We start from the raw sequence: 13,689 nt of genomic DNA, 5'->3' as shown, positions 1-13,689 counted from the left end.
CGTACACCCACCGGACCACCGAAGGAGGTGACTTGGCGCCGCGCGTCGCCGGCACCATCACCATCGTCGTCATCCTCTGTTTCTTCGCCGTCGCCCTGACCTACGCCGTGGGTGGGGGATTCGGGGCCGGCGAACTCGCCCTGTGCGGCGTCCTGATGCTGATGCTGCTCTTCCTCCAGCTCAGCCACTCCTTCCCGGACTGGATACCGCCGGCCGTCCCCTTCCGCCGGGCGACCTTGGCCCTCCAGGCGGTGCTCACCTTCGCACCGTTCGCCCTGTTCGGTGCCGCCTGGCTGGGCATGCCCGGCTTCCTCGCCGCCTCCTCGCTGCTCGTCCTCAGGTCGGCGGTGGGCTGGACCGTCTTCGCCCTCGTCATCGCCGCGACCGGCGTCGTGCAGTTCGCCGTCGGGTACGGAGTCGGCCAGCTCGCCTACAACACCGTGGCCACCGTCCTCACCGGCCTGGTCGTGTACGGCCTCAGCCGGCTCTCCGGCCTGATCCGCGAAGTCCAGGCGGCGCGCGAGGAGTTGATCCGCCTCGCCGTGACCCAGGAACGGCTCCGCTTCGCCCGCGACCTGCACGACCTGCTCGGCTTCAGCCTCTCCACCATCACCCTCAAGTGCGAACTCGCCCACCGCCTGGTGCGCGTGGCGCCGGAACGCGCCGAGATGGAGATCACGGAGATCGTCCAGACCGCCCGCCAGGCGCTCACCGACGTCCGTTCGGTCGCCAGCAGTTACGTCCAGATGAACCTGAACCGCGAGGTGGACTCCGCGGCCTCCCTGCTGCGCGCGGTGGGCATCCGTACCGACATCCGCGTCACCCAGGAGCCCCTGCACAGCTCCGTGGACACCGTCCTGGCGACGGTCCTGCGCGAGGGCGTGACGAACCTGCTGCGGCACAGCAAGGCCCAGCACTGCGTGATCGAGGCGAGCGTCGACGCCGACACCGCCCGTCTGCGCATCACCAACGACGGTCTGCGCGACCGGGACTCCGCCCACTGCCCCGACGGCGAAGGAGTCACCGGCGGGGTGGGCCTGCGCAGCCTCACGATCCGCGCCGAGGCGGTGGGCGGGCGGCTCACCAGCCGCGTCCGCGAGGACGGCTGGTTCGAACTCTCCGCGGAACTCCCCTCCCACCCGCCCGGCACACCCGCCCAGGACCCCGCCACGGAGACCTCCGGCCGGGAGACCGCGGAAGGCTAGGGCGTGTGGATCAGGCCCGCGGACGACCCGCGGATCGGCCTGCCGACAGGCCGGATCCGCGGGACACGCCCTCCGCTCACAGCCAGCCGGCGTCCCGGGCGATCCGTACGGCGTCCATCCGGTTGCGGGCGTTGAGCTTGGTCACCACCGTGGTGAGGTAGTTGCGCACGGTCCCCGCGGACAGGAACAGCTTCCGCGCGATCTCCGGCGCGTCGAGCCCCTGGGAGGCCAGCCGCAGGACCTCGCTCTCCCGTGCGCTCAGCGGACTTCCCCCCGCCTGCAGCGTGGCGAGCGCCAGCTGCGGGTCCACGACCTGCTCTCCCGCGACCACCTGGTGGACCGCCGCGGCGAGCCGCGTCGGGTCGGCGTCCTTCAGCAGAAAGCCCGACACCTTGGCCTCCAGCGCCCGACGCAGGTTCCCCGGCCTGCCGAGACTGGTGAGGATGATCGTTTTGCACTCCGGGAGCTCCCGGCTCAGCAGCTCCGCCGCCCGGATGCCGTCGATCCCCGGCATGTCGATGTCCAGGATCGCGACGTCCGGCCGGGTCTCCAACGCGACCGGAAGCACCCGGTCCCCGTTGTCGGCCTCACCCACCACTTCGATGCCGTCCTCCAGCTCCAGCAGCGAGACCAGGGCCCGCCGGAGCATCAGCATGTCGTCCGCGAGCATGACTCTGATCACTGTTGTCCCCCCTCACGAACCCCCCTGTGGAGCCCGTTCGCGAGGTGAATCGTAGTGCGGCCAGGGGAATTTGGCGGATATTCGACATCGATCTCCGGTATCCGACCAGGTCACGGCTCCGGCGAGAGCGCGACCGCCGCGGCGTGATCGTCCGGGGTGGCCACATCCCGTACGGTCCAGCCGTCGGGACCCGCGGCAGCCGGTACGGCACCCGTACCCACGTAGTCCAGCGCGGGGGAGCGGCCGAGCCCGGTGCCGATGCCCTTGAGGTACGCCTCCTTGCGCGCCCACGCCCGGGCGAAGGCCGACGGGCGCGACTCCTCCTCCAGGGCGGCGAGTTCCGCGCGCTCGTCCGGATGCAGGACCGCCGCCGTGTCCGCGACCGTCTCCGGCGTCGGCACGCGCTCCACGTCCACGCCGATCGGCACCGGCGCGAGGCCCACGAACACCATCGCCCCGCCGTGCGAGAGCGAGAAGTGCGCCCCACCCCCCTCGACCACGGGACGACCGTGCGGCCCGCCACAGCACGGGCACTCAGCCCGCCCCAGCCGGACCATCTCCGGCGCCAGCCCGAGCCGTTCGCCGAGCAGCACCCGCAACGCCACATGGGCCACGAGATAGTTCCGCCGGTCCGCCGCGCGCCGCAGGGACTCCGCCCGCCGCAACTCCCCGACGTCAAGCACCCGCGAAGCGACCCGCCCGGCCCAGCCGGCCCAGCCCTCCGCCTCGACCAGCCACAACGTGGTCCACGACGCCCGCTGCACGGGCAGGGGGAAGGGCGGGCCCTCGTGCAAGGACTTGGCCGTGCTCTTGAAGCGCGTGCGGGGCGGCACGGCCCCTGCCGGGGCCGCCCGCTCGGCCCCGACGTGGGACGGCGGCACGACGCTCACGGCTTCTTCCGGGGCCCGTGCGGTGGATCGCCGGCCTCCAGCCGGTCCACGTAGCCCGCGATCCTGCGCGCCCGGGTCTCCGCCTTCACCGCCTTCTCCACGGTGAGCAGTATCTGGTACCTGTTGCTCCTGCTCAATGCCTCGTAGGCGGCCGCCGCGGCCGGCGACGCGTCGAGCGCCGCCCGGAGGTCGGGCGGGACCTCCGCCGTGCTCTGCGGAGCGTAGGCGGCGGCCCAGCGGCCGTCGGCCTTGGCCAGCTCGATCTGGGCCAGCCCCGCCGGCCGCATCCGGCCGGCGGCGATCAGCTTCTCGACCTTGGCGCGGTTGATCTTCGACCAGGGGCTGCGGCGCTTCCGTGGGGAGAAGCGCTGCGCCCACCAGCCGTCCGGCACGTTCCCGGAGAAGGCCTTGCCGTCGATCCAGCCGTAGCAGAGCGCGACGGCCAGGGCCTCGGACCGGGTGACCGAGGCGACCGCGGTGCCTTTCTTCGGCAGCGCGAGCCAGACCTCGTCGGCCGCCTCGTGATGCGCCTCCATCCAGGCGGCGAACTCCTCGACGCAGGCGCAGCGCAGATTGTCGTCCGTCGTCATGCCGCCGCGTCCACCTCCACCGCCTGCGTGACGGGCGCCCCGGACCGCGAGCTCTCCCGCACGCTGTTCAGCGGCCGGCCGCCCTGCCGGGTGGCCGCTTCGGCGGCCGCCTTGACGCGCTCCAGAGTCGTACGCATTCCGTCGCGCAGCTCCTGGGTGTGGTTCTCGTACCCACCGAGCATCGACTTGGCGAAGGACGCCGTGCGCTTGCGCTGCCCCGTGTTCTGCCCGGAGACGTCCCACACCTCGGTGAGCAGCGTGCCGCCCTCCCCGTCCCGCTCCAGACGGTAGCCCCAGCGGACCCCGTTCGTCGTCGTGTGGAACGCGAAGGACTTGCCCCGCTCCGCCTTCTCGATCGTGTTGGAGGTGACCCACGCGACCCAGCCGCGGCGGTTGATCCCGATGAACCGCGCCCCGACCCCGCGCTTGTCACCGCGCCAGTAGCAGCGACGGCACTCGGGACTCCACTCGCCCATCCGCGTCACGTCGCTGATCAGGTCCCACACCACCTCGGGAGCCGCGTCGATCCGGATCGACACCTCCTCGGGGCGGTAGTCCGCGGAGAGAGCGGAGACCGCCCCACCGGACTTCTTCGCGAGCCGAGCGCCCCTGCGCCGCGCCGCGCGCAGCTCCGCCAGATAGGGGTAGTGGTCCACCTGCATGGTGTGGCGCTTGGAGGTCACGTACCGCTTGGCGAGCTTCTCCTTGTACGTCGTGATCTCCCGGCGCATCTCCTGGACCGACGGCAGCGCCGCCGTGCCCTGGAGCAGGTCGGCGATCCAGTGGGACTGGGCCTCCGCGAGGACCGTCGTGGCGCCCAGGGGCTGGAAGAGCCCCACGAAGTACAGCCCGGAGTGCTGGGGGTCCACCACCCGGTGGAAGAGGGAGACGTCGTTGTCCGTCGGGGCGATCACCGACTCGTCGAGGAAGGGGAAGCTGACCTTGTAACCGGTGCTGTAGATGACGGTGTCGATGACCTCGCTGCTGCCGTCGGTGAAGTGCACCGTGTCGCCGTCGAAGTGGGAGATGTTCGGCTTGACCGTGATCCCGCCGTGGCCCAGCCGGGGGAGCAGCGACTCCGAGACGGTCGGGTGGGAGTTGAACAGCTTGTGGCCCGGCTCCGGCAGACCGAAGTCGGTCACCTTGCCGATCGTCATGCGCAGCAGGGCGGCCATGACCCAGCGCTGCGTCTCGCGCGGCATGACCCGGGTGATGAACGGGCTGATCATGTCGTCGCCCGGCTTGCCGAACATGAACTTCGGGAAGACGTAACCACCGGTACGGATCGACAGGAACGTGCGCTCGGAGACCGTGGAGGTCTCCACCGCGATGTCGGACGCCGAGTTGCCGAAGCCCAGCACGAGCACCCGCTTGCCGGCGTACTCGTCCGGAACCCGGTAGTAGTGCGAGTGGATCTGGGTGCCCGTGAACGTGTCCGCGCCGGGGAAGGCCGGCTCGGGGTCGCGCGGGTCCCAGTGGTGGCCGTTGGCCACGATCACCGAACCGTAATGCCGGGTCGTCTCGACACCGGTGTCGCGATCCCGCGAGGTCACGGTCCAGCCGCCGCCCTCGGCGGGCTCCACGTGGGTGACCGACGTACGGAAGGCGATCGACTCGCGGAAGCCGAAGTGGTCGACGTAGTCGTCCAGGTACCGCGCGATCTGGACGTGGTCGGGATAGTGCGGATAGTCCTTCGGCATGGGGTACGCGCGGTACTCGGACAGCTTCTTGGACGTGTTGATGTGCAGGGACCGGTATCCCGAGGACATGCCGTTGTCATTCTGGTAACGCCAGTTGCCGCCGACCTGCGAGCCGGCTTCGTAGCAGTCGAAATCGATCCCGCGGGCGTGCAGAACCTGGCAGGCGGCAAGCCCCGACCAGCCGGCTCCGATGATGCAGACCTTCTCCATGGGGGTGCTTCTCCTTGAGTGTCAGGACAGGTGGTGGCCACCGGCGGTGACCCGCGCGGGGCCGCCGACGGCGGTGATGACCTGGTGGGCGCTGCGGAGCAGCACGTGCCCGACGGCCGAGTCGATCGCACCCGCGAGATGGGGGACGCTCGTGCGGTAACGGACCTCGAAGGCGACCTCGCAGCCGCCGCCGGGGATGTCCGTACTCGTCCAGGCCCCCTTCAGCTGCTGGAAGTCGCCGTCGACCTGCTCGAAGTCGATGCGGTACGTCTCCTGATCCCGGCCGCGCTCGACGCGCTGCACCCAGCGGGCGGTGCCACCCCGAAAGGCGAGCACCCATTCCTGCCGCCCGTCACCGGTGTCCGCGACGGAGAGGATGTCCTCGGCATGGTCGGGGAGCGCGGCCGCGTCCGCGAGGCGTTCGATCACTTCGGCGGCCGTGGCGGGAACCGTGGCCTTCAGTACGCGGGTCGTCATGACGCGTCCTCCTTGTCGGCCGCCGGGCGGAGGACGCTGACGGCCTGCAGACGGGTGGTGCGCAGCATGGGGTGGCTCGCCTCGCCGAAGGCACCGCCGGTGAGGCCGGGGCCGCCCTGGTTGGGCAGGAAGGGGAGGAAGCCGCTGTGCGAGTCGTTGATCTTCAGGTTTCCGGCGTTGGTGACCCCGTCCAGGAAGCGCTCCACCGTCGAGAAGCTGGAGGACCAGACGGAGTTGCGCAGCCCGTAGGCGTTGCTGTTGACGAAGCGCAGCACCTGCTCGAGCAGGTCGTCGTCCGAGGCGCCGGCCTCGGGCACGATGATCGGCAGCAGCGGGAAGAAGGTCTCGTCACGGACGACGGAGAGCGACCTGGCGTCCTGGAGCCCCTCGACGCGGACGATGCTCGGCTCGACGAAGAACCCGGTGCTCGACTCGGTCCCGTCCACCTCGAGACGGCGCCCGCCGTGCACGAGCTTCGCGCCCTTGGCGAGCGCCTCGCCCAGGCAGCCGAAGAACCAGTCGACCCCGAGGACCGGGGTGAGGACCACGCCCGGCTCGTCGGGATAGCCCGGCCGGATGTCCTTGGTGGCCGCGACAAGCCGCTCGATGAGCTCGTCCGCGATCGCCGGATGGGCGACGACCTGGTTGGGGACGTTGCAGATCTGCCCGGAGTTCAGGAAGAACTGCGTGATGGTCTCCACCGCGGCGTCCAGGTCGGCGTCGTGCCAGACCACGCAGCAGTCGTTCCCCGCGAGCTCCAGGATCGGCTTCTTGCCGGCGGCGATCGCGTCGGCCTCGAACTCGAGGCCCTTCTTGCTGCCGCCGAAGTAGAGAACGTCGTCGACGTGCTCACTGGCGAGCCAGCTCTCCAGCTTGGGAGCCCCGCAGTACGCGTTGACCGTCCCCGCCGGTGCGCCCATCTCCTCCAGCACGGGCGCCACGACCTCCCGCATCGCGTACATACAACTGAGCGCGACCCCGCGCGGCGCCCGCACCACGACGGTGTTGCCGGCGATGAGGGCGGTGAGCCCGTTGAGCGCGTTCACGGTCGCGGCATTCTGCGGCGGATTGATGCAGACGACGCCGTCGGGAATACGGCGCAGAATCATTTCCCGCTCGCCGTCCTGCCGCCGGAACTCCAGCTGCTCGGCACACCATTCGAGCGTTTCGCTGCTCCAGCTGGTGTACGGAATTCCCGTGATCATTCCCTCGGCCGCGTCCCGGGGAGTCCCTTCCGCGACCAGAATCTCGACAAGCGGCTCCCGGTGCTCCAACAACCGCTCACCGATCCGCCGCCCCACCTCCAGTCGTGTCTCGATCGGCACCCGCCGCCACTCCTCGGCGGCCTCGGCCGCCGCGGCGAGCGCCCTCTCGGCCAGCTCGTCATCGGCGACGACACAAGCCCCGACGACACGCTCGTCCGCCGCATCCGGATCGACGATTCCCAGATCGAGATCGCGCTTGAGACGCAGACTGGGGAAGGTGTCCTCGATGAGGGAACGGGCGGTAATGGTGTGTACGAACTGCGGATTGCTGCCGGTGATGTCCTGGCCACCGATGTAGGCCGGATATACCCCGAACTTCATTTCGCCCCCTTCGGTCAGTCCGAATACGGCTGACGTTTGTCCCCAAGCTAGGGCGGCGAATGACCAGGAACAATGAGCCCGTCATCAGGCCTCCTTATGGAACCGATCCGCCCGCGAGGAAGCCAGGAGTACGGGCGGCGAGGAGCTTTCGCGGGCGCGGCCGGCCGAAGGGTCGCGAAGGCCGGCGCTGACAAACCCTCACGAAGGGTGAGAAGGCAAGCGACACCCCGGGGCGGCACCTGAGCCGCCGTCACCATCCCCTACACTCCCGCAAACCATGCACATGGCAAGACGCGGAGGAAATGCATTGACGAGGAGCTACAAGGCGAGAGCGGCGTTGTCGCTGATGGCGACGGTCGTCGCGGCACTGTTCGCGACCGCACCCGCCCAGGCCGCCGACGATCCCGGTCTCGCGCTGAGCAACTTCGAGCTTCGCCCGATCTCCAACCGGGCCGACCTGCAGAGCCGGGTCGACAAACTGAACGCGGACCTGCCGAACATCGGGGTGAACTCGCTCCTCCAGCAGGAGGGCGGCCGCCAGGGCAGGTGGAGCGGAGAGGTCTGCAACGGGGCGGCCACCGAAGGCACCTCGATCCCGGAGAACTTTACCAAGAGCTTCTGCTTCGACGCCGCCGACAACGGCGACCCGGCCACCTCCGAGTGGTGGCCGCAGGGCGTGACCACCGTCGCGGACGCCGACGAGGACCAGACCTGGGGCGATCCCACGACCGGGTGGAATCCCGCGGATCACAAGCCCATGATGGTGACCTGGTACAACAAGGACGACTGGAACGACGACAAGAAGCCGGACGACATGGACGTCGACGGGCTGAACACCGAACGCAAGGGCGTCCGGGTCTCCTTCATCGATTCCAGCACCGGTAAGTACGCCCACGTCCTTCTGGTCTACCCGTTCATCAACAGCTCTGGCAACGCCAGCTACATGAGCGTGCGCACGTCGCAGAGGTACTCGACGAGCACGCACTCGTACGGCTCCCTCCACGCCGGCGGCATCGTCTGGTACGGCTACTACCTGTACGTGGCGGACACGAACCGCGGATTCCGCGTCTTCGACCTGCGGAACATCATCGATCTCGGCGCCCTGCCCGCCGACAAGTGGGGCACGTCCAAGACCGCCATCGGCAGGCAGGACGGCGTCTACCACGCCCACGGTTACCGCTACATCCTCCCGCAGAGTGACGGCTGGACCAACTCCGCCTGCGACACGGTCGAGCCGCCGCCCGGCACCCCGTGCGACATGCAGGACAACGACAAGACGTGCACGGCCACGGACGTCACGCCGAAGACCAGCTTCGCCAGCCTCGACCGCAGCTCGGCCGTGCGGCACATCACCACCGGTGAATGGTGCGAGAAGGCGCAGGTCACGGACGCGTACACGACCGGCAGGGTCATCCGCTGGCCGATGAACGCCAGCGGGGGAACACCGGCCCTGAACAGCTACGGATACTGGGCGGCCGACGCGGCCTACCGCGTTCCGTACAACACGGCGTACACCGACAACGGCGGCATCCAGGGCGCCGCGGTCATCAACGGCACGTACTACCTCAGCCAGAGCCGAGGAGCGTCGAACGGCAGGGTGATCGTCGCGAGGCCCGACACGAGCACCGGGCGACTCGTCGAAACCTCCGCTCGCCGGACGTCCGCGATCGGGGTCGAGGACTTCTCCGTCTGGCCGGGATCCCCGAACCAGCTCTGGACGGTCACCGAACACCCGGGCCAGCGCATGCTGTTCAGCGTCACCCCCTAGGAAACGCGGATCGGACGACGGCCCCTGACCAGGTTCGATGGTCAGGGGCCGTTTCGGCACCCGGGTCCCGGGTCATTCGCCGCCAGGCTTGCTGAACTCCTCGATCAGCACGGGGTACTGCTCCCCGCCGTGCCCGGCGGCGATCGCGCGGTCGGCCATCGCCTTGAACAGCTTCGGCAGTTCGGCGTTGACGCCCAACGCCTCGCTCTCCTCGATCAGGTGCGCCATCGCCCGTGCGTCGGTCTCCAGGGCCGACACCTCGGCCGGGAAGGAGCCGCGGTCGATCTGCTCGGCGTACCCCGGCAGCCATTCGGCCACCCCGGCGGCGATCTGCCGTGCGAACGGCGCGTACGTGGCGGCGTCGACACCGGCCGTCCTGAGCAGGGCGGTGCCCTGGAGCCAGGCGTTCAGGACGCTCCACATCATGGCCAGGCCGGCCATGTCGTACAGGGACGCCAGCCCGTGGTCGGCACCGAGGTAGGTGACGGTGCCCAGGGCGTCGAGTACCGGCTTGTGCGCGTCGAAGTCCTGCTGCGGCCCGCTGTGCAGAATGACCGCGTCGGCGGTCCCGATCACCGGCGGGACGGCCATGATGGCGCCGTCCAGGTAGCGGGCGCCGCGCCGCTCGGCCCATCGGGCGGTTTCGCGGGCCTGGGCGGAGTCACCCGAGGTCAGGTTGATCACCAGCGTGCCGTCCAGCTCGACATCGCTCGCGCCGAGCAGTTCGTGCACGGCCTGGTAGTCGGTGAGGCAGACGATCGTCAGGGAACTCGCTCTGAGTGCCTCGCCGACCGTCGGCGCCCGCCGCGCACCCTGGGCCACCAGCTGGTCCGCCTTGGACGACGTACGGTTCCACACGGTCGTGGGATGCCCGGCCTTCAGGAACGCGCCGGCGAGAGCCTGGCCCATCAGTCCGAGGCCGATGACGGTTACGGGGGTATCGGTTTCGCTGTTCATGGCAGCATCGTCAACGTTCATACCGGTGTGAAGGTCAAGCGAGCTTGCGAGGTTCTGATGCGGATCGGTGAACTGAGTCGCCGGACGGGCGTCAACGCCCACCAGTTGCGCTACTACGAGTCGCAGGGCCTGCTGGAGGCGGACCGCAGGGCGAACGGCTACCGCGAGTACGACGAGAACGCGGTGCTGCGCGTGCAGCAGATCAGGCACCTGCTGGGCGCCGGTCTATCCTCCGAGGACATCGCGTACCTGCTGCCCTGCGCGATCGGAGAGGCCCCGGAACTGCTCGGCTGCCCGGAGCTCCTGACGGCGATGCGCTCCCGCCTGCGCCGCCTGGACGACCAGATGGAGAGGCTCGCCCGGTCCCGCGAGGCCCTCACCCACTACATCGACGCGGCCGACCGCATGGCCACCGAAAACTACCCACCCTTCGACGGCACTCCCCAGCCCGTCCCTGCCTGATGAAGGCCCCGTACTTGATCCCCATTGGACAGAGGTGGGCAACAACGTGTGCGGCGTTCTGCGTGGTCGCCGTAACGCCTCGGTTGTCGCCGCCCGCTTCGTCGGAGCCGGCTGGAGCTCCCGTTCGTCGTCCTGGGACGGCTATGAGCCGCAGACCAGCTGGTGCCAGGTGGAGATCGACCCGCTCAACAGGGTCGTCGGCTCTCCGCGGCTCGACGAGTTGGGCGGGCTCCTCGGCTTCCCGTACGAGCTGGAACTGAGCGACGAGAGCGAGAGGATGACGTACGACCTGCCCGGGGGCTGACCCGCGTCGATCAGCTCAGGACCCCGACGCCGCGCCCGCCATCCACGGCCCGGCCCGGCGCCCGCGCCGGGCCGGAGCCTTGGAGGCTGGGCGGATCACGCGTCGGGGTTCATGCCCTCGGCGGTCATCTTCAGGCGGTCGATCTGGAGCTTCGCGAAGTCGTTGTAGTTCGGCTTCTGCACGAAGGTGCCGTCGCCGTTCACCACGGCGACGACGCTGCCGATCCGCATCATGACCATGGTCTCGCCGTCGGCGTCCTCGAAGGCATCGGTCTCCTCGGCGCCCGCGTCGATCTCCACCGGCTTCGCCTTCTTGCCGTCCTTCTCGGCCTTGCCGCGCTCCTCGGCGACCAGGGCCTTGTACGTGGCACTGGCGTCGCCCGGGCTCTGGAAGGCCAGGATGCCGAAGACGACCTCACCGTCGTATTCGGAGCTGTCGCTCCGGCCGCTGTCATCCGTGTCGAAGTCGGTGCTGCCCAGACTGAGCAGCCCGCCGCAGTTGGACTCGGTCGACTCGGTGCACGCCTCGACGGCCTCGTCGCCCACCTCGACCTCGATGTCGTTGCCCTCGAAGCCCTTGGGGGCGCTCGCCTTGCTGGGGAGGGCGGTGCGGACCATGTCCGGCGTCAGCGTGACCGGGGGCTTGTCGCCGTCCCCGCGGAAGGCATCCAGGCCGTCGTCCGAACCACCACACGCCGTCAGTACGGCCATCAGTACCACTCCGGCCGCGATCCCCCGTGCTGCCTTGCTCAACGTCAACCCCTCGCACTCATCAACGATTTGACGTGCACACTCAAGCGCATGAGGCCTGACCAGACCAAATGCGTCTCAGCGGTGAGGGAGGGCCCGGTGACGGCCGCGAGAGCCCACACGCCACTCACACGCGACCAGCGATAGACAACGACAAAGAGCCGGACCCAGTGGGACTGGGTCCGGCTCTCGATGTCTGGCACATCCGCTGGTCAGCGGCTTGATCACGCTGGTCCGGCTTCTGTGCCCCCGGCAGGATTCGAACCTGCGCACACGGCTCCGGAGGCCGTTGCTCTATCCCCTGAGCTACGGGGGCGTCCGCCGCGTTCGGCGGCGACGGGTAGAACCCTACCAGCATCCGAGCCGTGCCTGTGAACAGGTATTTCCGTCGCGTCACCGGCCCCTCGTTCCCCCTCACGGGTCGGAAGTGGGCAAAACCCGGACGCAGCCCCTCCCCGCGACCTACTCTCGTCGTGTGTCAGGGGTGTCCGGGCGGGTGCTCGTTGTCGATGACAACCGGGTGATCCGGCAGTTGATCAGGGTCAATCTCGAGCTCGAGGGCTTCGAGGTCGTGACCGCGGCCGATGGTGCCGAGTGTCTGGATGTCGTGCATCGGGTCTGTCCTGATGTCGTCACCCTCGACGTCGTCATGCCCCGGCTGGACGGGTTGCGTACCGCCGAGAAGCTACGGTCCGATCCGCGGACCAGTCATGTGCCCGTCGCCATCGTCAGTGCCTGTACGCAGCACGACGTGGACAGCGGTGTCGCGGCCGGTGTCGACGCGTTCCTGGCCAAGCCCTTCGAGCCCGCCGAGCTTGTCCGGGTCGTCCGGCAGCTCATGCATCGGGACGGGCGGGAGCGCGGCGCGCGGCGCGACGGACAGGAGGGGCCGTCTGCCGTCGATGCCGTCGATGGCAGACACGGGGCCGGACGGGCCGGGACCGCCAGCGGGTCGCATTAGCGTCCCTTGTCGCCCCCGCGAGTGACCGCATCGCGAAACCGGTTCGCGTGACGACCCCCCTTCTCCCCTACGCTTGTCCCGTGACCCCCGCGGACCTCTCCCTCACCGTGCTGCACGCCGTGCGCAGCGCGGTCGACGAGGGTGCGCTGAGAGTGGCCGTTCCCGAGCGCGTCACGATCGAGCGGCCGCGGCCCGGCGGGCGCGGGGACTACGCGAGCAATGTGGCCCTGACCCTTGCGCGTGCCGCCCGGCGCACGCCCCTCGATGTCGCCGCGACCCTCCGTGACCGGCTCCATGCGACCCCCGCGCTCGCCGCCGTCGAGATCACCGGGCCCGGTTTCCTCAACTTCACCCTGCGCCAGGAGGCCCAGCAGGATCTCGTACGCGAGATCCTCCGCCAGGGGGACCGATACGGGCGGTGTGAGCTCAGCGGAGAGCGCACCAGCGAGCACGCCGTGATCCGCCACCGTGCCGATGTACGCGCTGCCGTCACCGCCGACGCGCTGCGGCGGATCCTCCTTTCCCAGGGCGTCGTGGCACACGCGACCTGCGAAGGGCCCGTCGCTTCCGACTGGGGGCTGCTCGGCGTCGAGACGCCCGCCACGGTGGCAGAGCAGTCCAGTCCCGACATCGCCCCCGTACCCTCCCCGTACACCTCCCGCGAGCTGCTCCACCGCCTCGGTGTCGACGCCGCCCGCTGGGGGCTCCTCTCCGCCGCCGCGCACGACCGCGCACGCCTCGGGGACGACCTGCTCCACCAGCACGAGGGCAACCCCCTCTTCCGCGTCCGGTACGCCCACTCCCGTACCCGCGCCCTCCTCCGTAACGCCGAGCAGCTGGGGTTCGACAGCGCGGCCGAGCGACACGTCGAGGACGGGCGGACGCTTGCCGGCCTCCTCGGCGACCACCCCCTCGTCCTCGCCTCCGCCGCCCGCCACCGCGCCCCCGACCGGGTCGCCCGGCACCTCGAAGCCACCGCCGACGCCCTGCTGGACTTCCAGCACACCGTCCTGCCCCTCGGCGACGAGAAACCCTCGGCCGCCCACCGCTCCCGGCTCGCGCTCGCCGAAGCCGCCGGGGTGGTGCTCGCCGGTGGCCTCTCCCTGCTCGGCATCAGCGCACCCGATCAGATGTGAAAGAGCTGCAGA

14 protein-coding genes and 1 tRNA gene are annotated in these 13,689 nt (G+C 69.7%); 6 read left to right on the top strand and 9 right to left on the bottom strand.

The window, feature by feature from the left end:
• The first annotated feature begins 32 nt into the window (after positions 1 to 32).
• Positions 33 to 1,205, top strand: coding sequence for a sensor histidine kinase (locus ACFYV5_RS08475; protein ID WP_389165897.1), 1,173 nt, complete (start codon positions 33 to 35; stop codon positions 1,203 to 1,205).
• A 76-nt stretch (positions 1,206 to 1,281) separates the two neighbouring features.
• Here ACFYV5_RS08475 and ACFYV5_RS08470 read toward each other — a convergent pair whose 3' ends face one another.
• From ACFYV5_RS08470 to ACFYV5_RS08445, 6 genes are all read right to left on the bottom strand, one after another.
• The gene (locus ACFYV5_RS08470) at positions 1,282 to 1,875 is read right to left on the bottom strand and encodes a response regulator transcription factor (protein WP_355107982.1); all 594 of its coding nucleotides are present in this window, start codon (positions 1,873 to 1,875) and stop codon (positions 1,282 to 1,284) included.
• A 122-nt stretch (positions 1,876 to 1,997) separates the two neighbouring features.
• Positions 1,998 to 2,777: a 4'-phosphopantetheinyl transferase family protein gene (locus tag ACFYV5_RS08465; RefSeq protein ID WP_389165892.1), complete on the bottom strand. Its 780-nt coding sequence runs from the start codon at positions 2,775 to 2,777 to the stop codon at positions 1,998 to 2,000.
• Positions 2,774 to 3,367, bottom strand: a complete 594-nt coding sequence (locus ACFYV5_RS08460; protein WP_389165889.1) for a YdeI family protein — start codon at positions 3,365 to 3,367, stop codon at positions 2,774 to 2,776. The genes ACFYV5_RS08465 and ACFYV5_RS08460 overlap by 4 nt, the downstream gene beginning before the upstream one ends.
• Positions 3,364 to 5,277, bottom strand: coding sequence for an NAD(P)-binding domain-containing protein (locus ACFYV5_RS08455; RefSeq protein ID WP_389165886.1), 1,914 nt, complete (start codon positions 5,275 to 5,277; stop codon positions 3,364 to 3,366). Before ACFYV5_RS08455 ends, ACFYV5_RS08460 begins: the two co-directional genes overlap by 4 nt.
• A gap of 21 nt (positions 5,278 to 5,298) precedes the next feature.
• Positions 5,299 to 5,754, bottom strand: a complete 456-nt coding sequence (locus ACFYV5_RS08450; protein ID WP_389165883.1) for a type II toxin-antitoxin system RatA family toxin — start codon at positions 5,752 to 5,754, stop codon at positions 5,299 to 5,301.
• Positions 5,751 to 7,340 carry an aldehyde dehydrogenase family protein gene (locus ACFYV5_RS08445; protein WP_389165880.1) on the bottom strand — a complete coding sequence of 530 codons (1,590 nt, stop codon included), beginning with the start codon at positions 7,338 to 7,340 and terminating at the stop codon, positions 5,751 to 5,753. Before ACFYV5_RS08445 ends, ACFYV5_RS08450 begins: the two co-directional genes overlap by 4 nt.
• Before the next feature lie 307 nt (positions 7,341 to 7,647).
• Here ACFYV5_RS08445 and ACFYV5_RS08440 point away from each other — a divergent pair, with 307 nt between their 5' ends.
• Entirely contained in the window at positions 7,648 to 9,108 is a 1,461-nt protein-coding gene (locus ACFYV5_RS08440) for a hypothetical protein (RefSeq protein ID WP_389165877.1), read from the top strand.
• A 72-nt stretch (positions 9,109 to 9,180) separates the two neighbouring features.
• On the opposite strand, the gene ACFYV5_RS08435 is transcribed toward ACFYV5_RS08440, so the two are convergent.
• Complete coding sequence (locus ACFYV5_RS08435; RefSeq protein WP_355107968.1) at positions 9,181 to 10,065, bottom strand: NAD(P)-binding domain-containing protein; 885 nt, start codon at positions 10,063 to 10,065, stop codon at positions 9,181 to 9,183.
• Between the two features lie 57 nt (positions 10,066 to 10,122).
• Here ACFYV5_RS08435 and ACFYV5_RS08430 point away from each other — a divergent pair, with 57 nt between their 5' ends.
• Both ACFYV5_RS08430 and ACFYV5_RS08425 read left to right on the top strand, forming a co-directional pair.
• Positions 10,123 to 10,527 (top strand): MerR family transcriptional regulator, encoded by a 405-nt coding sequence (locus ACFYV5_RS08430; RefSeq protein ID WP_389165873.1) that lies wholly within the window; start codon positions 10,123 to 10,125, stop codon positions 10,525 to 10,527.
• Positions 10,528 to 10,573: 46 nt separating this feature from the next.
• Positions 10,574 to 10,831 (top strand): hypothetical protein, encoded by a 258-nt coding sequence (locus tag ACFYV5_RS08425; RefSeq protein ID WP_389165870.1) that lies wholly within the window; start codon positions 10,574 to 10,576, stop codon positions 10,829 to 10,831.
• A 95-nt stretch (positions 10,832 to 10,926) separates the two neighbouring features.
• Here the strand turns inward: ACFYV5_RS08425 and ACFYV5_RS08420 are convergent, their stop codons facing one another.
• Together ACFYV5_RS08420 and ACFYV5_RS08415 are read right to left on the bottom strand one after the other, a co-directional pair.
• The gene (locus ACFYV5_RS08420; protein WP_355107962.1) at positions 10,927 to 11,583 is read right to left on the bottom strand and encodes a hypothetical protein; all 657 of its coding nucleotides are present in this window, start codon (positions 11,581 to 11,583) and stop codon (positions 10,927 to 10,929) included.
• Positions 11,584 to 11,824: 241 nt separating this feature from the next.
• Positions 11,825 to 11,896: transfer RNA gene (locus ACFYV5_RS08415), tRNA-Arg, on the bottom strand.
• 111 nt (positions 11,897 to 12,007) lie between these two features.
• On the opposite strand from ACFYV5_RS08415, the gene ACFYV5_RS08410 reads away from it, so the two are divergent.
• Positions 12,008 to 12,541: a response regulator gene (locus tag ACFYV5_RS08410; protein WP_389165866.1), complete on the top strand. Its 534-nt coding sequence runs from the start codon at positions 12,008 to 12,010 to the stop codon at positions 12,539 to 12,541.
• 80 nt (positions 12,542 to 12,621) lie between these two features.
• On the top strand, positions 12,622 to 13,677 hold the full coding sequence (gene nrtL / locus ACFYV5_RS08405; protein ID WP_389165863.1) for an ArgS-related anticodon-binding protein NrtL: 1,056 nt from the start codon (positions 12,622 to 12,624) through the stop codon (positions 13,675 to 13,677).
• Positions 13,678 to 13,689 lie beyond the last annotated feature (12 nt).

Source organism: Streptomyces sp. NPDC003035 (genome assembly GCF_042888285.1).
Classification (GTDB): Bacteria; Actinomycetota; Actinomycetes; order Streptomycetales; family Streptomycetaceae; genus Streptomyces.
This window is presented reverse-complemented; position numbering and strand designations above follow the sequence as displayed.